We start from the raw sequence: 19,679 nt of genomic DNA, 5'->3' as shown, positions 1-19,679 counted from the left end.
CATTGCCTAAAGAATAGCTGCTCTCTATAATAATTGATAATGAATATCATTATTATATTAAAGGGGAAGTCGGTTATGCTCATTCAGTCTGTCCGAAGCCGTTCAGCGCTTCTTGGTGCTTTTATTCTAATGATGGTTTTACTAGCCGCATGCGGCAACTCGAACTCCAATTCAAATTCGAATGGGGCATCTCCTTCCGCCAATTCGGCCGCTGAGGAAACGCCGTCGGCCACGCCTGCTGCAAGCGAAGAACCGGCAACCTATACCTATAAGGACGCGCTTGGCCGTGAGGTCGTCATTCCGACTCATCCGCAGCGGATCATCGCGACGCAATACCTGCCGGAGATGATTGCGGTAGGGGTGAAGCCGGTTGGCGCAGCTTCGCACTTGCTGACGAACTTTGTTGCTATCAAGGATCAGATCGACGGAATCGAAGATATTGGCGCAGCGAATAATCCCAGCTTGGAGAAAATCCTCACGCTGAAGCCCGATCTTATTATCGTTGCCGAATGGAACAAGGATCAGCTTGAGAACTTGAGCAAGATCGCGCCAACGATCGTCATTCAATGGGCGGATCACGATGCCTTTGAGCATTTTAAAGAGACTGCCGCGGTTCTGGGGCTGAGCGACAAGGCGGATGCCTGGATAACGGCTTATAACCAGAAAGCCGAAGACGCACGCGCTAAGCTTGCTTCCACCGTGAAGCCGGGCGAGACGTTTGGCGTTGTGGCGATCGGCGGTTATGAAATGAACCAGCTGCGCGTGTACGGCGATTCAAACGTAGGCTTCACCTTGTTCAATTCTTTGCAATTCCCGATGACCGATACGGTAAAGACGGAGTGGGCGAAGGGCAATAACGAGAATGGTCTTACTATCTCGCTCGAAAAGCTGTCAGACTTTGCTTCCGCGGACCGGCTGTTCCTCGTAACCTTCGACAATGATCCCGATTTCGCGAAGCAAGTGAATGAAAGCAGCTTGTGGAAAAACCTCCCGGCCGTAAAAAACGGCAAGGTCTATACCGTAAATCCGGATCTGTGGTTCTCTTACGATGTGATGTCCTTTCATGCCCAACTGGATGACGCCGTTCAAATTTTGAGTCAATAATATTCGATGGTTCGCTGGTACATCCCGATGGGGCTCCCGGCGGACCTCTTTGTCTCTATAAAGGAGGTTGAAGGACATGCTGCCGCTCATTTATGCATGGTCGGATTCGAGGCGGATGGTATGCGAGGGAGCAAGCTTCCAAAGCAGCTGGATGTCGGCCGGATACACGCTTTTTGTCGTGTCCGAAGGAAAGGGGAAGTTATGGGCCAATGGCAGAGAATACGCTCTGTCGCGCGGAAAATGTCTGGTGTTCGGGCCTGGCATTACGCTTAGGCTGGCCCATTTGCCATCATCGGTTCTAGTTATACAGGAACTGTTATTTGACTGCGTCTCTCTCACGAAAGCTGTTGCGGAGAGTGAAGCGGCCTGGGAGCTGCCTGCAGGAGAGCTGTCACCCAAATCCTTTATTCGTATCGAAGAGCTGTCCGTTATGCTATACGACAACCGCGGGAACAAGCAGGGATTAGCCGCTTACGGCAATCATGCCTGGTTCCAGGAGCTGATCTATCTTGTCCTGTCGGAGGGCCAAGCGGGCGAGGAGCGGGCATCCCTCGCAGCCGTGGAGCGGACGATTGAACTCATGCAGCGGCAGAAGGCGGCAGGCTTCACCCTTCAAGAGCTGGCAGAGGAGACGGGACTGTCCGCAAGGCAATATTCGCGGATATTCAGACAGTTGACCGGACAAAGCCCGATTGATTATCAAATCGAACGCCGAATGGAGCATGCCAAATCGCTGCTCACCGGATCCGGGCAGTCTATTCATCAGGTTGCCCATGAAGCGGGTTTCCGCGATCCGTTCCATTTCAGCCGCAGCTTCAAGCGGCATACCGGTATCTCACCGCGGCTATACACGCAGCTGAGCAAACAGACGGTGCGGCTGGTCTCGCATCAATTTCTGGGCGAAATGCTAGCCCTTGATATTCGTCCGGTAGGGGCGCCGAAGCAGCTGTTGGACTGCCGCTTCTATGACGGCTACACCGAGGGCATACAAGCCGTGGGCGACAGCGTGGTCACTCCGTATATGGACGTGTTGTCGGAGCTGCGGCCGGATCTGATCATTACCTTTGACGGCCACCATTTGCAGCGTTATTCCAAAATCGCGCACACGCTGGATGTCGCGTGGAGGATGCCGTTCTTCGATCGGTTCCGCCATATCGCCAATCAGGTAGGCAGATTGGAATTGGCGGAGCGGTGGATGGAGCAATATGGGAGGGAGGTTATCAGAGCGCAGGAAAAGCTGGCTCCCGTTCTGGCGAAAGGACAGACGGTATCCCAGTTATGGATGAGGGAGCTTCCCGTCCAGTTCGATGCTTATCTGGACGTTGGCGTGCTTTACCGGGATCTTGGGTTAAAAGGACCTCCGGCCATTGAGGAGGCGCGGCGATTGCCGGGGCATCCGTTTAAGGTACAAGTCCCGCTTGATCAGTTGTCCTCTTATGCGGGAGATCATCTGTTTGTTGTCCTAACCTCTGATGCGGACGCAAAGAGGGAGTTTCTTAAGCTGACCGAAAGCCCGCAGTGGAAACGGCTGGAAGCCGTCCGGCAAGGCCGCGTCTATCTGATGGACGTCGACTGGGTACGCGAGGATCCCTTGTCCAGCATGCGCATTCTGGAGGGCGCCGTACGTCTGATGAGGGCTAATGCGTGAACTGTGTTTTTCACGTGAAACATTTCATCGTGTAAATAGACCGAAGCCCGGCAGTTCTGCTGCCGGGCTTCGCCTGTATGGACGTGCTTACTCCTCTTCTTCCTTCACTTCGATTTCAACGGGATTGGACGGCACCTGGAAGGTAGGACCTGCGACTTCGACGCGGAAGGTGGCGACCGCCTGGTTCATGATCTTCTCGTCCGCGCTGACCTGATTGGCAACCGCGCGGAAGGTTACTTCTATCTCGGCTCCCGGGGGCAAAGTGCCAAGCGCAATCTGATCCGGCTGAACGCCGGGGCGCTGCTGGCCGTTTACCCTGACGCTTCCAGGCACAAACTCCAGAGGCTCCTGGAGTATATCCGACAGGCGCAAATCGACCAAAGGGGTCTGGCCGCGGTTTACAATCGTAACCGAGTAGGTAATCTGTTCCCCTACTGTCACCTCGTCTGGTGAAGCGGATTTGGTCAAATCGACGGGAGGGGGAACAACCGTTGTCTCTTCTTGATCGGTTACGGGAGGAGTCTCGACGGATACGACCGTTACCGCATTCGCAATAATGCTGCCGTTCGCGGCGTTTAGCGGTACAACGAAAGACCGCTGAATCGTAATGGATTGACCCGGTTCCAGAATGCCGGTCGTTTCCACAAGGCCAAGCAGCGGATCCGAAACTTGAACATTCGTTAACGGAATATTGCCCGTATTCGTTACCTTAATGGAGTAGATGATTGTATCGCCTGGCGCCGCGGTTGAACGGTTTGCGGTTTTGTCCACGACAAGACCCGGCAGGGCGGGAATAAGTACCGTTGCCGATCCCAGGACGGGACCGGTCTGATCGGAGACGGCAGAGGCGATATTGACAATTGCGGTGTTGCCTCTTGTCTCCGCAGGAACAACATATGCGACTGGAAAGCTCCGAGATTCGCCGGCCGGAAGAATTGGGATCGTCTGATCCAGCGACAGAGTAGGATCGGTCACACGGACATTCGTCAGCGGAGCGTTCGACAGGTTCGTTACCGTTATCGTATACTGGACCGTTTCGCCCGGCAGCGCAATCTCACGGTCGACGGATTTGACAAGGGCTAGCTCGTAGTCGGGAGGGATAATCGTCGTAATGACTTCGTTGGATGGAATATCGCCTGCTAGAATCGGACCGCCGATTATACTCTCGTATTGGAATTCCACAAGGGCCTGATTGCGAATAAGACCGTCCTCCGGGTAAGAACCGACTACCGCCTGAAAAGTGACGATAATGGTTCCGCCCGGCTCCAGAATGCCCAGGCTGATTCCGGTCAGCGGATTGCCTTCCGTCTGCGCTCCGTCAACGGTAACGCTGCCGGGCACAAACGAGGTGTCGTTCGGCAGGGTGTCGAGCAGGAATACCGCGTCTGCCGCTGCCGTGCCCGAGTTGCTAACGATCACTGTATAGGTAAGCGTTTGGCCTAACTCCGCCGTTTCGGCATTAACGCTCTTCTGAACCGTAATCCGAGGGGAATTGATATCGATATAGATTCCTGCGGCGATGACAGAGTAGCCGTCATTGGACGTCCGGAGCTGGAAGGCGGCCGTTGTTTGATTATTCGTTAACGTTTCCGAAATATCGACGTTTGTAATATCCCAGCTTTGCCGGCCGCCGACGATTTGGGTTCCGGGCTCGCCGCTAATCTGGTTCCGGTCGCCAAAGGTGCCGGAGGTGTCCAGCTGACCGCTGTCATCGTTAATCTGCGAGGCAAAAAAGTTGTTCGGGAAGTTGTTAGGACCGGACAAAATGGTCAGGCTGGCTTCATTGGGGCCGAATAACACCTGATCGCCAACCTTGTTGGCATCGCCGTCCTGGGCGCAAAGCGCCATACGGCCGCTCACCGGCCCCGAGACCGGTGTTGCGAATCCGGTCAGGACCGTCGTTACGGAGGGATCGCTGCCGGCGGCAATCTCTACGATGCCGACATTTAGGCTCAGGTTGCGGAACGGCATATTCGTATCTTCATAAACGACGCAGAGCGTCCAGCCGCAGTTGTTGGCCGTGCTGTTGCCGAAATCGATATTGCCGACAACGCCACCCACGATATAGGGGCCGGCACCTCCGGCTTGCACGATAGAGGTCACATTGGCAGAGCGAAAATAATTGTAAGTCGCGTTACGGAATGATACCTGCGCCGTAGCGGGATCGGGCGCCACGGATAAGGTCGTGCCCTGCGGCGTTGTAATGGAAACGGATTTATCGATGAAAGGCAAATAATTGTTTGTCCCGCCGCTAACCCGGTAAGTACCTGCCCACACCAGCTCTGCGTAAAGAACCGTACTGTCTTCCGGCAATCGAAGCATTGCCATGGAACTGTCCAGATTAAAGTCAGAGGTTGATCCGGGCGGATAGCTTCCGAACTGCAGGGTTGTATTTACAGTAATAAAATCTCCGATATAATCGCGGGTGCCGGGAACCCCTTCAGTCGAGGATCTGCTTAATCCCAGCGTATTGCCTGTAAAGGTAATCGCCCCGGTATCGTTGCCGCTGAAACGAAGAATAAATGGCATGTCATCACCGCCTATCCCATAAATAGATAAGCCAATATATGCACTCCAGCCGCCTATAGTGTCATATTTCGGAAGACCGGTAGACCGCGGAAAAATCGGCATATCCTCCTGCATGACCACTCCTTTAAGCCTAGTTACACGAGCGTAATTAGGTACTTTAGCCCCGCATATAAACTTGGAAAATTAATCTATAATGAAGGAAACATTTTTCGATATTAATCGACATATTTTCTCAGAAAAGGTGAGTTGATCTATGTTTTCTCCTTTCCAGAAGAAGAAAGAGCAGCAGCAATCGCGAGAGGATCTTGGGATAAGGAGGGACGTGGAGGAGCCTCAGGAGGAAGTGTCGGCTAGTTCGGCCAAAGCTGAACAGAGCGATGAGTCTTCAGGCTCGGTTCTGATTAATAAGGGCCACTTGGACAAGCGGTCGCTTGATCTCGTATTCGCCGTTGAGCAGATGATTAAAGCCAAGCAGCATGTCGAAATGAGCCATAACGATCTGCAGGACCGGCTTGGGCATGCGAATGGTCAGATTGACCGGCTGAACAGGGATTTGAAGAACCTCGGCAAGGTTATCGAGGAACGGGAAAAAAGCATTTTGGATCTGGAAAAGCGGCTTAGCGACAAGAATCTGAAGGTTGATCAGATGATGGATGACTACCGCGAGCTTCACGCCACTTTATCCGGGGAGATAGAGGAGCTTAAGAGCGTGATCGAGCTCGAGCGCCAGAACTATGCCGGCCTGCTGCAGAAGCACAATGAAACAACCGCGGAAAAGAACAAGAAGATTAACGAGCTCGAGGAGAAGAATACACGGCTGGAAGCCGAGCTCTCCCAGATGAAGCAGAAATTTGATGCCCTCCGTCAGGAGAAGACGCATCTTCTTAACATTGTAAACGACTTTACGAACCGGCTGACGTCTCCGTTTGCGCCAAACACAAGCTCTATTGATGGTGGTTCATCCGATTAAAGTCATGCCGGGAACGGGAGAAGAACGATATGGGGATGGAGACATACAGCACGCAGGTGTTGGAGCTGCTGTCTCTTGGGAGGACCTCAAGCGGTATTAGCCAGATGAAGATCGGCGTCACCCAAGACGACAAGTACGCAACCTACGTAATCGAAATTGACGAGTTTACGTTTCTTGAACTTGAAGCACTGGGGCCATTGCATGGAGACAGGATTCGAATCTCTCCTTACTCGAAGTGGGATCCTTACCGCAATTCGCATTACAGTTCTTTTATTCGAACGACGGGCAGTACCCGCGTTCCGTTATATTTTGCTTGCAGCGAAGCCTATATGGCATTGATTAGACAAATCCGTCAAGGGGAGCTTCCGCCTGAATCGCCGGCAAAAGAAGAGCAAGTGATCCAAGCGGTCTTGATGCCTGTTTCCAACCGGCCCGATTCTAGAAGCGGCTTCGCTTCGCGTCTGCCGAAGGTTGCGGTTGCTATTCTTATAATGATTGGCCTGCTGGCCATCCTTTCGATCGCTACCGGAGGCAAGGTGGACTCCGCGCGTTTGCTTGGCGGTCAAGTGGCGAAGGCCGAGGTGACAAAAGGTAATTCCGCCCTGCCGGTTGTCTATGCTTCATCCACGGAGAGCGACACGGCTGCGACTCAGGACGCCGCTGTAGTGACGGCTGAACAGCCTGTCACTGCCGCTGCTCAGAATACGGTACTGTCCGAGTCCAAGGTAGAGAAGCCGGCTTTCAAAATCATTGATATCGATAAAGACAAGAAGTTTTTCGGATTGCCGAAGCAGTATGTGGCTTTAACTTTTGACGACGGGCCGTCCAAGCTGACAAAGAATATCGTTGATATCCTGACGGAGCAGAACGTACCGGCGACCTTCCTGTTTATCGGGCAAAATGTGGCCCATCATAAAGAAGCCGTCACTTACGCAGCCGGGCATGGCATGTCCATCGGCAATCATTCCTGGGATCATAGCGTGCTCACCAAATCGACCGTGCAAGAACAAAGCGAGAACTTGTCCAAAGCAAGCAAAGCGATTGAAGAGCTGACCGATAAGCCGGTTACGTTATTCCGCCCGCCGTATGGCGCGGTTAATGACGAGCTCGTCTCCGCGGCCGATCAGCATAATATGAAGACTTTACTGTGGAACCGGGACCCGGAGGACTGGAATGCTAAGACGCCGGAGGATATCACCGCGTACTTCCATCATGTCGAATCCGCTGGCGGCATCTATGTCCTGCATGAAGACAAATACACGGTACAAGCGCTTCCCGCTATTATAAAATATTTAAAAGGCAAGGATTTAACGTTTGTTGCCTTTAAGTAATCATAACCTTACTTATATGTTTCGCAGCGAAGCACCCGTTTTGGGTGCTTTTTTTATCCTTTTTGCAAAAAATATTTCGGCTGAATCGAAGCGGCAGGTTTCGGCCCTTGGAGTGCAGAAAAATTTAATCTTAAGCATCGGTCGATTTAGCGGTCTGCCGTTCGTTGATCCTATAGGGCCGAGTACCAGCGGCTAACCATAATCTATGGGTAAAGGAGAATATCGCTATGAAATTCCTTTGTTTAGGTTATTTGAATGCGGAAAGAATGGATGCGCTTCCTAAGGAGACGATCGCCGAGGTCATGAGTCAATGCACGCCTCATCTTGAGGAGCTGTATGGCACGGATCAGGTTCTTATCGATGCGGGTCTCGGGACGGAAGCCAGAAGCCTGCGGCGGGCAGGCGGGAAGGTGAAGGTGCTGGACGGTCCTTTTACCGAGACGAAAGAGATGATTGGCAGCGTGTTTATTATAGAAGCGGAGAATATGGAAGAAGCGGTACGGGTTGCGTCCCTGCATCCGGCCGTGCAGGTAAATGACGGTGAGCCGTTCGAATGGGCAATCGAGATCCGGCCGATTCATTATTTCAAAGGGGAAGGTTAATCGAATGATTATAAAAGCTTGTACAATGGATGAGATCAAACCGCTCGTAGCCGAATATTTACAAGGCTTATCCTCGCCGTTTGATTCTTTTTTGGAGGATCATATCGTTACATCCGCCTTTTATCGGATTCAAGATGGTCAGGAGGACATTGGTTATTATGCCTTGCATAACGGAGAGCTGATGACGCAGTTTTACATCCGGAGGTCTTATTTGAAGAAAGCGCAGACCTTGTTTCTCGAAGCGCTGGAACGACATGCGGTAAAAAATTTATTTGTACCCACCTACGATGAGCTGTTTGTAAGCCTCTCTATTGATCAGGATTTTAAGATCAACAAGCAGGCTTACTTTTTTCAGGATAGCGGAGTAGAGATTCCGATCAACATGGAGAGCGATGAAGTATTCCGTCCTGCTGTACCGCAAGATCTTCCTGTAGTTCAGCAGGTGTGCGGAGATTTTTTAAATAATTATGATCAGTGGCTGCATGCTGGAGGGCTGTTCGTTTATTACAAAGGCAAGAACTTGCTGGGCATTGGAGTTGTGGAGCGCTCCAAGCTGCTTGACGGATTTGCCAGTATCGGAATGTTTACGAATGAAGCTTACAGGAAGCAGGGCTATGGGACAGCGCTAATCGTCCAGATGCGCAATTGGTGCAGGACTCGCGGCATAACCGCGATCTGCGGCTGTTGGTATTATAACGAGGCGTCCAAGCGCACCTTGGAGAGAGCAGGCATGGTGACGATGACCAGGCTGTTAAATATAGAAGTATCTTTAAAAGCTGAAAATGAAACCTACAGGACAGAGAAGTAACTCATGGATTCCTCGAACAGGATGGAGGAGTCAGGTGTTTCCTCTTCTCTGGCAGCCGCCGCCGAATGGTCCAAATTCGATAAAGCCATCAGCACAAGCTCAGTCTTGGCATCGCCCCATACTTCACGGTTCAGGAGAGCCATGTTCCGGGCGTCGGCAAGAGACTGCCGGTTTAGCTTGCACAGAAAATCGCCCCAGGCAATGATGTCAAAGTGCCGGGCATCGGTTGTTATGACGCATTCGCCCCAGCCGGTTTCCGAACCGCAGGACATGCTGAGCAGCCCGTAATGGCTGTTGTCTCTGCATAGATGATAAAGCTGAATGCCCGAAATGATGTCTGTGTTCATGGGTAACTATCCTTTCTTTATTTGAGCGTGTGAAATTAATAGAATCTTACTCCTAATAGGGCGCGCTGTAAAATAAGACAGGGATAGATTCGTGTCAAATCCGGTCAATTAGCCGAATCTGGCAGGATTAGAGCAAGTAAACCGAAATGGCTAATCATTTTATAGCGAGGATTCTTGCTAAAATAACGCTTTTCACTTTTTGAAGGAAAGAAGGAGCGTTCGAGAATTTTCGTTCAATCGGGTTTGCAGCTAGAAAAAAGACTCCCTGCTGCAGGGAGTCTTCCTCGCTTATTCTTATTCCGCTTCGCCAACAAGCGTAAACCGCTCGTTCGCATGCTTCGGATTCTCGATTTCGTCCAGCACGGCGATGGCATAATCGGCATAACTCACGTAGCTTTGGCCTTGGCTGTTGACGATGACATGATCGAGACCTTTCGTATACGCGCCGGTTCTTTTTCCTGTTGGATCAAAAAAGGCAGCGGGGCTGATGTACGTCCAGGTAATGGAGCTGGTGTTCTTAAGCTCATCCAGCTGTTTGCCGGCGTTGGATGCTGTCGGATAGACGAAAGCCGGGAATTCGGGAGTGTCCATCAGCTTGGTTGTCTTTTGCTCGTCGACATAGAGGCTTCCTGCGCCGCCAACGACGATAAGCTTCGTTCCGGGAGCATCCTGCAGCGCAGCGGTCAGCGCTCTTCCGGCATCCACATAAAGATGCTCTTCGCCTTCAGGGGCTTTAAACGTATTCACTACCACGTCAAAAGGCTTCAAGTCCGCACCGGTCAGGTGAAAAATATCCTTCTCCAGAATGCTGACATTCGAATCGCTGATTTTGGATGCGTTTCTAACGATTGCCGCTACCTCGTGGCCTCTCTCTTGGGCTTCCTTCATAATCAGGCTGCCTACCTGTCCGTTAGCGCCGATAATACCGATTTTCATCATTTATTCCCTCCGGATTTGATGGATTTGTTTAGTGATTTCGTATAAACTAATCTTATTTCTTTGGTTCGATTTTTTAAAGTAGTCACTATTTTATTACATAGTCATAAAAACAATACCATGAGGGAAACGAGGGATTGGAATGGCTCGCAGCTCGTTTGAAGGCGAAATTCCGGAAGAGCAGATTGAAGTCTGTCCCGTTACGGAAACACAAAATGTAATAGCAGGCAAATGGAAGATCATTATTTTGTGGCATTTGCGGGAGACGCGGCGGTTCGGAGAGCTCCAGCGCTTGGTGCCCGGCATCTCGAAGGCGATACTAACCAGCCAGCTTAGAGAGCTGGAGAAGGATCAGATGGTAAACAGAGTGGTGTATCAGGAGGTTCCGCCCAAAGTCGAATACTCCCTTACGGAAGCGGGGGAGCAGTTTATTCCGATTCTCGAGAGTATGGGCGTATGGGGCAAAAAGTATGCGGCGAGGCGCAAATCCTGAAACCTGCCAGCCTTACTATTCGTCTGAATAGATAGAAGCGGGACGGAAGGAGCTCTGGACATGCGGTACATGCGGTTAGGGAAAATAGCTTTAGTCAGCGGAGGTTTGCTTGCTGCCATGTTGATCGGATTTATTGTCTTGCGGTTTGGCGGCGCGTTGTCGCAGGAAGGTAACCCGGCGCCCATCCTGTCTGCTATAGCAAAGCTGGAGTATTCGGATGAGAGTCATATGCGGTTTGGCGCTACGGATAAAGGCAGCAGATATGTCTCTGCCAATTCCGGACAGGACCGGTATGAACCGGTTAAGGCCTATATGAAGCAGTATGGCTGGTCGTTCAAGGAGCAAATGGGCTCCGGCCTGATTTTTAAAAGAAACGGACAATCCTCGGTCATAGAGACAAGACTCTATTCGAAGCATTACTATCTCTGGGATATTCCAAATGAAGTGATAAGCTGAAGTTATAAGAAACCACGCCAAAGTTTGGGGTGGTTTTGTTGTTTTTCGGGTGGTCCCGGATCGGGAAAGTGGAGAATAGTTCAGGGAATGGTTAAAAAATCATGTGGAAATAGCGTCGATTATAGCTTCAAACTGTCGTATAATAGAACTAGACATTTTATCTATTTATCAACCTGTAGCATAGAAGCAGTTCATTTTTTTGATCAGAAATGATGTGTGAGAAATTTCACGAGCGTGAAACATCCTTTCTGCAAATCGAAAGGTTAAGGACGGTTAACATGAGCAAACAAACGAAAACAGACGTAATTTTGATTGGTGCCGGCATTATGAGCGCGACTTTAGGTTCTTTGCTGAAGGAACTGAAGCCGGAGTGGGAAATTACCGTGTTCGAGCGGCGCGCAACGGCGGGCGAAGAAAGCTCCAACGAATGGAACAATGCGGGGACAGGACACTCCTCCCTCTGCGAGCTGAACTACACAACGGAGAAGCCGGACGGCTCCATCGACATTAGCAAAGCGGTCAAGGTAAACGAAGAGTTCCAGGTGTCGAAGCAGTTCTGGTCTTATCTCGTAAACAGCAATCTGATCCGTAATCCGCGGGACTTTGTTGTACCCGTTCCTCATATGAGCTTTGTGCAAGGGGAAAAAGACGTTACGTTCCTGAAGAAGCGTTTTGCGGCATTGTCCGGCAATCCATTGTTTGAAGGCATGGAATTCTCCGAAGACCCTGCGAAGCTGGCAGAATGGATTCCGCTTATGATGAAGGACCGCAAGGTAAATACGCCAATTGCAGCAACCAGAATTGAGTCCGGGACGGATGTCAACTTTGGTTCTTTGACACGTATTTTGTTCAATCAATTGAAGCAGCAAAACGTCGACATAAACTACAACCATAATGTAGATGATATTAAACGTGCGAACGACGGCTCTTGGGAGCTGAAAGTGCGCAACCTGAACAGCGGCAGCTCGGAGCGCATTAATGCGAAGTTCGTCTTTATCGGCGGCGGCGGCGGAAGCCTGCACCTGCTGCAGAAATCCGGCATTAAGGAAGGCAAAGGCATCGGCGGCTTCCCGGTAAGCGGTCTGTTCATGGTCTGCAAGAAGCCGGAAGTGGTGGCTCAGCACCGTGCGAAGGTATACGGCCAAGCACCGGTGGGCGCTCCTCCAATGTCCGTACCGCATCTGGATACGCGCGTTATCGACAATAAAGAGTCGTTGTTCTTCGGTCCGTTTGCGGGCTTTACGCCAAAGTTCCTGAAATTCGGTTCCAACATGGACCTGATTACATCCGTCAAACCGCATAACTTAACGAACATGCTCGCGGCAGGCGCGAAAAATATGTCCCTGACCACGTACCTGATCAAACAGCTGATGCTGTCCAAAGAACAGCGCATGGAAGCCTTGCGCGAGTTCATCCCGAATGCAAAGAGCGAAGATTGGGAGCTGCTCGTAGCTGGCCAACGCGTACAGATTATTAAAGAAACAAATGCAGGCAAAGGCACTCTGCAATTCGGTACGGAGGTTATCAGCGCGGCTGACGGCTCGATCGCTGCCCTTCTTGGCGCTTCGCCGGGCGCATCGACAGCCGTTTCGGTTATGCTCGAAGTAATCGGCAAATGCTTCCCGCAGCATATCAAAGAGTGGGAGCCTAAGATCAAGGAAATGATTCCGTCTTACGGAACGAAGCTTCTGAAAAACCCTGAGCTGATCCAGCAGATCAATGCAACAACAAATGCGGCTCTTGGACTCGCAGGCAAAAAACAAACGAGCTCGGCGTTGGCATAACGCTTGCTATATAGAAATCCTTCAATTGCCCTTTGGTCAATTGAAGGATTTTTTTATTTTACCCGTAGACTTCTTCGGTTAATCTCCCGACATCGTTCATCAGATCGGGTATCCATGAGTCGGAACCGGGAATGATTTCCGTGCCGCCATAAACCAGCCATTTCAAAGTTTTGATCAGCCAGCATAATCCGCCAATCGAGACTTGCCACTCCAGTTCCCCGGAGTCTATGTCCGTTGCTTCCTGATAAGCAAGAAGGATGTCCTTTCCGGAAAGACCGCTCAATCCTTCGGCTTCTTTCATCAGGCAATATAAGTCTCCAAGATGAGGGCTCAAATAACTATTGGACCAGTCAATCGGCATAATGGTGTCATCCTTCTGAATCAGCAGGTTTTTAGCGAAGTAATCATGATGCACGATGGTGATGGGTACGGAGCGGGCAAGTCTATCCAAATGATGGGGGAGTACTTCTCGTAGTTTCAATAAACATTCCGAGTTTGCTAACCTGTCTGACCGTAACAAATCCTCCAGCAGACATAGAAAATCTTCTTTCGATACGGTGTGGGCGGCCAGGACCTCATCAGACAGCACCCGCTCGGCGTGGCTGGCTGCTTTCAGACGCAGTGTCGCTAACTCTCTTGCCGCTTCAAGAAAATAAGCAGGCAGCGGCTGCTCCTCTAAATTGTGATCACCGGCGTCTTCCATGACCATTACTCCGCTGTCTTCAAGCTGCGCATATTGAAAGATCGTTGGAGCTTTAATTTGAAGAGGATAGACAAGCTGTTGGTATAGGCTTGCTTCGCCGGACATTTCTTTCCCGCCCCACTTCATAATCCGCGATTCCCCAGTTGCAAGCCTAACCCTATAAACCTCCGATAATGCCCATTTTCTTAGCAAGGTCCATTGTCTAACTTCATCAAGCAGTGGAATGAAGCTGTAATAAGCAGAGAAGCATGTTGGAATCATAATGTTTTCCTCCCGATCGTTGGATTTAACGAGACTTATTCTTACATATTTAGGGAAAAAGATATAGACTTATGTTTTCCCGTCTGCTATGATGTTGAATAAGGTCTTGAAAAAAATCGGGACTCTTTTTTTATGATTTCATACAAACAAAGGCCATCCACTTGGATGGCCTTATTTTTATGCCTTTACTGACGTATTGCTCTTGGGCTGAAACAGCATCCGAGTGAGCCAATTGAACTTTTTGATGCGGCAGTTGTGGAAGGCAGCGATCTTCCATTCACCGTTTTGTCTTACCAGCACGTTGGTGTTAATGGAGTCGCGGCTCGCCGGCGCTTTCTTCTGCCACCTCATCATAACGGCTCCGGTTGCATGGGCAATAGCCATATCCGGAGAAATGAAACGCAGCTTCATTTCCCGCAAATCCGCAATCATCTTGGATCCGCGCAGCGGACCGTCCCATAAAGCCTGATGAGCGCTGTCAATCTCGCTGCGTCCCTTCAGGTGCTCACCAAAGAAGGTGACATAGTCGGCATCCGGCGTGAAAAACTCGCTATAAGCCTTGCCGTCGCCCTGGTCCCATGCCCTGTACAGAGCTCGAAATACATTATAAATGGCTTGAATATCCTCTTGTTGACCCGGCATCTTGCATCCATCCTTCCCTTCCAGACCTTTCTCTTTGCACTGATTATAAAATAATCCTGCAGCCAGATAATCGCCCATGGGAAGGATGCCGCCTCAGACTTTGGTCGTAACAGGAGCTGGCCTGATTAGCTGCGCTCTGCGCGCAAACGGTATTCCGTCGGGGAGCAGCTGGCTTCCTTGCGGAATGCTTTGGCGAAATGGTTCGTATCGGGGAAGCCGACAAGCTCGGCAATTTCCTTAATCGCAAGGTCCGTTGTGCCGAGCAGGGATTTAGCCTTCTGCATCCGTTTGCGGTTCAAATATTTGAGCGGCGAGACCGCGAAATGCTTGTTGAAATAGCGGACAAGATAGTTGGGGTGAAGATGGACATGCTTCGCTAGCTGCTCCAGCGTCAGAGCCTCGGATAGATGGGATTCGATAAAAGCTTCTATCTGCTTCAGCCTCTCGATTTCGCCAAGCCGCCCCGGCACGAATTTCAGATGCGTATCGGACTGCGAGAGAAACAAGGCGATAATTTCGAGCAGAATGGCTTTTTCCCGTATTCTCGCCAGGTAAGAGCGATTCTGATACAGCTCTACCAGCTCCCGGAACAGCTTCATTAAGCTATCCATACAGTCGGGAGAGATGTCGAGGATAGGAGGAATTTCCAGCCACTGAAACAGATCCATTTCGCCCATCGTCGCGGTGAAGTGGCACCAATATTTTGAATAAGGACGGTCACTGACGGCGGAGTAGGATTGCAGAACGTGTGCTGGCATATGGACGAGCTGTCCGGGAACGGGGCGGTATTCCTCATCGCCGATCCTCAGCCAGCCTTCGCCTTCGCAGATCAGATAAAATTTATTGTAGGACGGGATATAATCGAGCTCGCGCCATTGCGGCGAGCATTGCGTGTAATAAGCTTCCTCGAGATGAACCTGCAGCTGCTGAAGCATTTCGTTAAGAAACTCGTGGTTAGGATTGAGCGACATGAAGCGACACCTCGAATTAGGTTAATCTAATCCCCATACAAGCTAATTTGCTGCCTATATCATATCACAAATGACCGCTAGACTAAGGGTATAACCTAAGCTTTTGGAGGCGATCAGTGGTATGAGTCAATCCATTATTGAGCAGCGTACGGAACGGACTAAGTGGTTCCTGCAGGACCGGTTCGGCATGTTTATTCATTGGGGATTATATGTGATTCCTGCGCGCGGGGAGTGGATAAGGAACGGGGAACGGATCAGCGTCGAGGATTATCAAGTCTACTTCGACGAGTTTAATCCCGAGCGTTATGATCCGAAAGAGTGGGCCAAAGCGGCCAAAGCGGCGGGGATGAAATACGCGGTACTGACAGCCAAGCATCATGACGGCTTCTGCCTGTTCGACAGCCAGCTGACCGAGTATAAGTCTACCAATACGACATGCGGAAGAGATCTGGTCAGAGAGTTCCTGGACGCTTTCCGCGCGGAAGGGCTTAAGGTAGGACTATACTACTCGCTGCTGGACTGGCATCATCCGGATTATCAGGCATATGGCGACCGTCATCATCCGATGCGCGACAATGAGGAATATAAGCGTGATCCGGAACGGTTCGCGAGCTATCTCGACTATATGCACGGCCAGGTGCGCGAGCTGCTTACCGGCTATGGCAAGCTGGATATTATGTGGTTCGATTTCTCCTATGACGAGATGAAGGGTGAAGCTTGGCGCGCTACCGAGCTGATGGAGATGATCCGTTCCATTCAGCCGCATATCATCGTCGACAACCGTCTGGATGCGGGAGGAGAAGGGGGAGGATCGATCTATACGAATAATCCGAACCTGTATGCGGGAGACTTTGCCTCTCCGGAGCAGATCATTCCGCCAAGCGGCGTTACCGATAACGAAGGCAACTCCATCCCGTGGGAAGCCTGCATTACTTTGAATAATAACTGGGGCTACAGCGCGGCCGACCATACGTACAAGTCAGCCAAGACGGTTATCCGCAAGCTGGTTGAGTGCGTCAGCAAGAACGGCAACCTGCTCCTCAATGTAGGGCCTAACGCCAAGGGCGAGATTCCGCGCGAGTCATTGGACATTTTGGAGGAAGTAGGCGAATGGCTCGGCAAAAACGGCGACAGCATTTACGGCTGCGTGGAAGCCGGTCTTCCTAAGCCGGAGTGGGGCAGGTACACGCGCAAGGGGAATAAGCTATACGCGCATTTGCTTGAGCAAAGCATCGGACCAATCGGCCTCGTGGGTCTGGCCGGTCGCGTGAAGCAGGCAAGATTGCTGTCCGACGGCTCCGAAGTATTTGTCACTCGTCCTTGGAATGTCCATCTGTTCGAGAAGGATGCCTTCTTCAACTTCGCAAGACCGGAGACAGCTACTTATCCGCTTCCGGATGAGCGGAATACCGTTGTGGAGCTTACGCTGATCGACGAGGAATAGAACAAGGAGCAGCTGTTCGCACAGCTGCTCCTATTTCCTTTCCATCCTTATTGGCAGCCCTTTCAAACCTCTACCGTAACCGGCGCTTCCTCCTGATAGCAGATATCGGCGAATAACAGGCCAAGATCGCTAACGGTAAGCTGCAATTGCTGAAGGAGGAGCAATACTTCTTCCGTAATATTCTCGCCGTGGCGCTGCCTGCCCGCCCGGATGCTCGACAACACGTCGCTGGTCTGAATAGACAAATTCTTTATCGAATGATGCAGCAGCGGATTTCTCTCAATATAGCTGGCAAGCGAATTAATGCCGAACCGGATCGAACGGGGGAATTCGGCATTGAGCAGAAGAAACTCGGTTACCTCCGTCAATCGAACATGATGGGCATGAAACTTGCGGAAGGCATCGTAACCGCCGCATGATTTCAGCAGAACCAGGAAGCGGTTATAGAGGAGCTCTTCATCCAGCAGTTTCTCGTCCTGCTTCATGTTCCGGTAGGTGGAATGAATGATCCGGACCGTGCCGTTCATCCGCTCCACAAATTTGCCGGTCTGAATGAAGTTCCAATGCTGTCCCCGGACCATCGCGGCATCGGCAGTGCCGTTAAACAGAGCCAGCTGTTCGCTAATATGTTTATAAAACAGATAAGGAGATTGCAGCATCAGCTTGCTGACGTCCTGCTCCTTCAGCCATAAGTAGAAGGTGTTTATGATATCCCACAGCTCCCCCGGAAGCAAAGGGCGGAGAGTGCGGATATGGTTTCGAACCTGCTGAATGCTGGAGAAGATGCTGTCCGGATTCGTCCGGTCAAAGGTCAGATCATGAAGGACAACCCACTCATTGGCCGGAGTGCTCAGCTCATGGGTATGGCCGACGGCGGAAGCAAGCCGTTCCCAGGCGTAGCCCTCGTCGGTTTCCATCAGCTCATGGCGCATGCTGTAGTAAATATTGATGATCCGGGCATAATTGTCGGCCCGTTCCAGGCAGCGTCCGATCAGGAACAATAATTCCGCATAGCGGTTTATCATCTCAAATCACCTCATCATTAGTTGGTGTTATTATCCAAGCACCCATGTATCCTTCGTTCCGCCGCCCTGCGAGGAATTCACGACAAGAGAGCCTTCCTGAAGGGCAACGCGGGTCAAGCCTCCGGGCACCACATAAGACGAATCGGAGCCCATAAACGTAAAGGCACGCAAATCGATGTGCCGAGGAGCAACGCGGCCGTCAGTCAGCGAAGGGCAGCAGGACAGCTTTATCGTAGGTTGGGCGATATAGCGCTCCGGATGCCGGGCGATTTTCTCCGCGAAGGCTTTAATCTCTTCTTCCGTAGCCGTAGGGCCGATCAGCATGCCGTACCCGCCCGACAAAGACCGCTCTTTGACAACCATATCGGAGAGGCGGGAAAGGACATATTCTCTTTCATGGGGCCGTGTCAGGATATAGGTTGGCACGTTATTCAGTATGGGCTCTTCCTTCAGGTAATAGCGGATCATATCCGGCACGAAGGCATATACCGCTTTATCGTCGGCAATTCCGGTTCCCGGAGCATTGGCCAGCGCGACATTGCCGGCAAGGTACGCGTCCATTAGTCCCGGTACGCCAAGCAAGGAGTCTTTGCGGAATACCTGCGGATCGAGAAATTCGTCATCGATACGCCGGTAAATGACATCTACTTGCCGCAGTCCCTGGCGGCTTTTCATATATACGATTCGGTCCTTCACGATCAGGTCATTGCCTTGAACCAGCCCGATCCCCATTTCCTGCGCCAGGAAGCAGTGATCATAATAGGCGGAGTTATAAATACCGGGGGTCAGCAGGACAACAAGAGGGTCTGGCTTGGAATGGGGAGCCAGGCTGCGGAGACTGCCAAGCAGGGCATTCATGCCGCGATCAATGCTGCGGACCCGATAATCGAAAAATAATTCCGGGAACAAGCTTGTCATTAAAGCCCGGTTCTTATAGACATAAGACAGGCCGGACGGTGTTCTCAGGTTATCTTCGAGTACGTAATACTCGCCGGATTTACCGCGGATAATATCGATGCCGGATAAAGGAATGTACACGCCGCCCGGAACATCGACGCCAACCATCTCGGGCACATAATAAGGGTTGTTCAGAATCATGTCGCTTGGAATGAGCCCGTCTGACAGGATGCTCTGCTCATGATAGATATCCCATATAAAAAGGTTTAACGCTTTAACCCTCTGCTGGATTCCTTGGCTTAGATGAGCCCAATCCTCGGAAGTAATCATTCTCGGCAGCAGGTCGAAAGGAATCGTTCTTTCCCGGGAGGAATCCTCGGGATTGTTGCTATATAAAGTAAAGGTAATTCCTTGCGTAACCATTTCCTCCTGCATCAAAGCGTCGCGGGACTTTAACTCTTCCAGCCCCATTTTGGCCAGCCGTTGCAGCATTGTCCCATAGTGAATCCTGCCTTTTCCCCGCCCCTCGAACATCTCATCGTAAAAAGCCGGATGCTCGTAATCAGCGAAGAGCTGGTTCATGTTATCCTTCATCATTAGCATGGCCATGATTCATATCCCTCCATTGTTTTTATTCCTTGGTCCATCTATTAGAGTGTCACTTTAACTAACATTTGGATAACACAGCAAGTATAGAGCAGAGGGTCACTGGATGTATGTCGAAACCC

The 19,679-nt window shown here is 51.0% G+C and carries 18 protein-coding genes; 10 read left to right on the top strand and 8 right to left on the bottom strand.

Annotated elements, in window-relative coordinates:
• Positions 1-75 precede the first annotated feature (75 nt).
• Both ACR9FF_RS29975 and ACR9FF_RS29970 read left to right on the top strand, forming a co-directional pair.
• Positions 76-1,104: an ABC transporter substrate-binding protein gene (locus ACR9FF_RS29975; RefSeq protein ID WP_435167905.1), complete on the top strand. Its 1,029-nt coding sequence runs from the start codon at positions 76-78 to the stop codon at positions 1,102-1,104.
• Positions 1,105-1,180: 76 nt separating this feature from the next.
• The gene (locus ACR9FF_RS29970; protein WP_435167902.1) at positions 1,181-2,752 is read left to right on the top strand and encodes a helix-turn-helix domain-containing protein; all 1,572 of its coding nucleotides are present in this window, start codon (positions 1,181-1,183) and stop codon (positions 2,750-2,752) included.
• Between the two features lie 87 nt (positions 2,753-2,839).
• Here ACR9FF_RS29970 and ACR9FF_RS29965 read toward each other — a convergent pair whose 3' ends face one another.
• Positions 2,840-5,281 (bottom strand): DUF7507 domain-containing protein, encoded by a 2,442-nt coding sequence (locus ACR9FF_RS29965; protein WP_435167899.1) that lies wholly within the window; start codon positions 5,279-5,281, stop codon positions 2,840-2,842.
• A 253-nt stretch (positions 5,282-5,534) separates the two neighbouring features.
• Between ACR9FF_RS29965 and ACR9FF_RS29960 the strand changes: the two genes are divergently transcribed.
• From ACR9FF_RS29960 to ACR9FF_RS29945, 4 genes are all read left to right on the top strand, one after another.
• On the top strand, positions 5,535-6,251 hold the full coding sequence (locus ACR9FF_RS29960; protein WP_127494812.1) for a hypothetical protein: 717 nt from the start codon (positions 5,535-5,537) through the stop codon (positions 6,249-6,251).
• A 29-nt stretch (positions 6,252-6,280) separates the two neighbouring features.
• A complete protein-coding gene (locus ACR9FF_RS29955) occupies positions 6,281-7,582 on the top strand; it encodes a polysaccharide deacetylase family protein (RefSeq protein WP_435167895.1) in 1,302 nt (433 codons plus the stop codon).
• Between the two features lie 227 nt (positions 7,583-7,809).
• Positions 7,810-8,184, top strand: coding sequence for a YciI family protein (locus ACR9FF_RS29950; RefSeq protein WP_435167892.1), 375 nt, complete (start codon positions 7,810-7,812; stop codon positions 8,182-8,184).
• Positions 8,185-8,188: 4 nt separating this feature from the next.
• Positions 8,189-8,992 (top strand): GNAT family N-acetyltransferase, encoded by an 804-nt coding sequence (locus ACR9FF_RS29945; protein WP_435167889.1) that lies wholly within the window; start codon positions 8,189-8,191, stop codon positions 8,990-8,992.
• Here ACR9FF_RS29945 and ACR9FF_RS29940 read toward each other — a convergent pair.
• Together ACR9FF_RS29940 and ACR9FF_RS29935 are read right to left on the bottom strand one after the other, a co-directional pair.
• Positions 8,974-9,339, bottom strand: a complete 366-nt coding sequence (locus ACR9FF_RS29940) for a hypothetical protein (RefSeq protein WP_435167886.1) — start codon at positions 9,337-9,339, stop codon at positions 8,974-8,976. The genes ACR9FF_RS29945 and ACR9FF_RS29940 overlap by 19 nt on opposite strands.
• A 294-nt stretch (positions 9,340-9,633) precedes the next feature.
• Positions 9,634-10,275: an NAD(P)-dependent oxidoreductase gene (locus ACR9FF_RS29935; RefSeq protein WP_435172247.1), complete on the bottom strand. Its 642-nt coding sequence runs from the start codon at positions 10,273-10,275 to the stop codon at positions 9,634-9,636.
• A gap of 142 nt (positions 10,276-10,417) precedes the next feature.
• Between ACR9FF_RS29935 and ACR9FF_RS29930 the strand changes: the two genes are divergently transcribed.
• From ACR9FF_RS29930 to ACR9FF_RS29920, 3 genes are all read left to right on the top strand, one after another.
• On the top strand, positions 10,418-10,768 hold the full coding sequence (locus tag ACR9FF_RS29930) for a winged helix-turn-helix transcriptional regulator (protein ID WP_127494822.1): 351 nt from the start codon (positions 10,418-10,420) through the stop codon (positions 10,766-10,768).
• Between the two features lie 60 nt (positions 10,769-10,828).
• Entirely contained in the window at positions 10,829-11,224 is a 396-nt protein-coding gene (locus ACR9FF_RS29925; protein WP_435167883.1) for a hypothetical protein, read from the top strand.
• A 209-nt stretch (positions 11,225-11,433) separates the two neighbouring features.
• Complete coding sequence (locus ACR9FF_RS29920) at positions 11,434-13,008, top strand: malate:quinone oxidoreductase (RefSeq protein WP_435167880.1); 1,575 nt, start codon at positions 11,434-11,436, stop codon at positions 13,006-13,008.
• 58 nt (positions 13,009-13,066) lie between these two features.
• Here the strand turns inward: ACR9FF_RS29920 and ACR9FF_RS29915 are convergent, their stop codons facing one another.
• The 3 genes from ACR9FF_RS29915 to ACR9FF_RS29905 all read right to left on the bottom strand — a co-directional run bounded on the left by ACR9FF_RS29915 (position 13,067) and on the right by ACR9FF_RS29905 (position 15,585).
• A complete protein-coding gene (locus ACR9FF_RS29915) occupies positions 13,067-13,972 on the bottom strand; it encodes a phosphotransferase (protein WP_435167878.1) in 906 nt (301 codons plus the stop codon).
• Positions 13,973-14,149: 177 nt separating this feature from the next.
• Positions 14,150-14,692, bottom strand: a complete 543-nt coding sequence (locus ACR9FF_RS29910) for an SgcJ/EcaC family oxidoreductase (protein ID WP_435167875.1) — start codon at positions 14,690-14,692, stop codon at positions 14,150-14,152.
• Positions 14,693-14,739: 47 nt separating this feature from the next.
• On the bottom strand, positions 14,740-15,585 hold the full coding sequence (locus ACR9FF_RS29905; RefSeq protein ID WP_435167872.1) for an AraC family transcriptional regulator: 846 nt from the start codon (positions 15,583-15,585) through the stop codon (positions 14,740-14,742).
• 121 nt (positions 15,586-15,706) lie between these two features.
• On the opposite strand from ACR9FF_RS29905, the gene ACR9FF_RS29900 reads away from it, so the two are divergent.
• A complete protein-coding gene (locus tag ACR9FF_RS29900) occupies positions 15,707-17,029 on the top strand; it encodes an alpha-L-fucosidase (RefSeq protein WP_435167869.1) in 1,323 nt (440 codons plus the stop codon).
• A 62-nt stretch (positions 17,030-17,091) separates the two neighbouring features.
• Here ACR9FF_RS29900 and ACR9FF_RS29895 read toward each other — a convergent pair whose 3' ends face one another.
• Together ACR9FF_RS29895 and ACR9FF_RS29890 are read right to left on the bottom strand one after the other, a co-directional pair.
• On the bottom strand, positions 17,092-18,054 hold the full coding sequence (locus ACR9FF_RS29895) for an alpha-E domain-containing protein (RefSeq protein WP_317978921.1): 963 nt from the start codon (positions 18,052-18,054) through the stop codon (positions 17,092-17,094).
• 30 nt (positions 18,055-18,084) lie between these two features.
• Positions 18,085-19,560: a circularly permuted type 2 ATP-grasp protein gene (locus ACR9FF_RS29890; protein ID WP_127494844.1), complete on the bottom strand. Its 1,476-nt coding sequence runs from the start codon at positions 19,558-19,560 to the stop codon at positions 18,085-18,087.
• Positions 19,561-19,679 lie beyond the last annotated feature (119 nt).

Origin of the sequence: Paenibacillus glycanilyticus (assembly GCF_051200795.1) — a bacterium.
In the GTDB taxonomy this organism is placed as follows: domain Bacteria; phylum Bacillota; class Bacilli; order Paenibacillales; family Paenibacillaceae; genus Pristimantibacillus; species Pristimantibacillus glycanilyticus.
The sequence above is the reverse complement of the archived record's forward strand: the minus strand, read 5'-3'. Positions and strand labels throughout refer to the sequence as shown.

Excerpts from the sequence above, each read along its gene's own strand:
- ACR9FF_RS29975 (WP_435167905.1), top strand. The coding sequence starts at position 76 with ATGCTCATTCAGTCTGTCCGAAGCCGTTCAGCGCTTCTTGGTGCTTTT.
- ACR9FF_RS29970 (WP_435167902.1), top strand. The coding sequence starts at position 1,181 with ATGCTGCCGCTCATTTATGCATGGTCGGATTCGAGGCGGATGGTATGC.
- ACR9FF_RS29965 (WP_435167899.1), bottom strand. The coding sequence starts at position 5,281 with ATGCCATTTATTCTTCGTTTCAGCGGCAACGATACCGGGGCGATTACC.
- ACR9FF_RS29960 (WP_127494812.1), top strand. The coding sequence starts at position 5,535 with ATGTTTTCTCCTTTCCAGAAGAAGAAAGAGCAGCAGCAATCGCGAGAG.
- ACR9FF_RS29955 (WP_435167895.1), top strand. The coding sequence starts at position 6,281 with ATGGGGATGGAGACATACAGCACGCAGGTGTTGGAGCTGCTGTCTCTT.
- ACR9FF_RS29950 (WP_435167892.1), top strand. The coding sequence starts at position 7,810 with ATGAAATTCCTTTGTTTAGGTTATTTGAATGCGGAAAGAATGGATGCG.
- ACR9FF_RS29945 (WP_435167889.1), top strand. The coding sequence starts at position 8,189 with ATGATTATAAAAGCTTGTACAATGGATGAGATCAAACCGCTCGTAGCC.
- ACR9FF_RS29940 (WP_435167886.1), bottom strand. The coding sequence starts at position 9,339 with ATGAACACAGACATCATTTCGGGCATTCAGCTTTATCATCTATGCAGA.
- ACR9FF_RS29935 (WP_435172247.1), bottom strand. The coding sequence starts at position 10,275 with ATGAAAATCGGTATTATCGGCGCTAACGGACAGGTAGGCAGCCTGATT.
- ACR9FF_RS29930 (WP_127494822.1), top strand. The coding sequence starts at position 10,418 with ATGGCTCGCAGCTCGTTTGAAGGCGAAATTCCGGAAGAGCAGATTGAA.
- ACR9FF_RS29925 (WP_435167883.1), top strand. The coding sequence starts at position 10,829 with ATGCGGTACATGCGGTTAGGGAAAATAGCTTTAGTCAGCGGAGGTTTG.
- ACR9FF_RS29920 (WP_435167880.1), top strand. The coding sequence starts at position 11,434 with ATGATGTGTGAGAAATTTCACGAGCGTGAAACATCCTTTCTGCAAATC.
- ACR9FF_RS29915 (WP_435167878.1), bottom strand. The coding sequence starts at position 13,972 with ATGATTCCAACATGCTTCTCTGCTTATTACAGCTTCATTCCACTGCTT.
- ACR9FF_RS29910 (WP_435167875.1), bottom strand. The coding sequence starts at position 14,692 with ATGGGCGATTATCTGGCTGCAGGATTATTTTATAATCAGTGCAAAGAG.
- ACR9FF_RS29905 (WP_435167872.1), bottom strand. The coding sequence starts at position 15,585 with ATGTCGCTCAATCCTAACCACGAGTTTCTTAACGAAATGCTTCAGCAG.
- ACR9FF_RS29900 (WP_435167869.1), top strand. The coding sequence starts at position 15,707 with ATGAGTCAATCCATTATTGAGCAGCGTACGGAACGGACTAAGTGGTTC.
- ACR9FF_RS29895 (WP_317978921.1), bottom strand. The coding sequence starts at position 18,054 with ATGATAAACCGCTATGCGGAATTATTGTTCCTGATCGGACGCTGCCTG.
- ACR9FF_RS29890 (WP_127494844.1), bottom strand. The coding sequence starts at position 19,560 with ATGGCCATGCTAATGATGAAGGATAACATGAACCAGCTCTTCGCTGAT.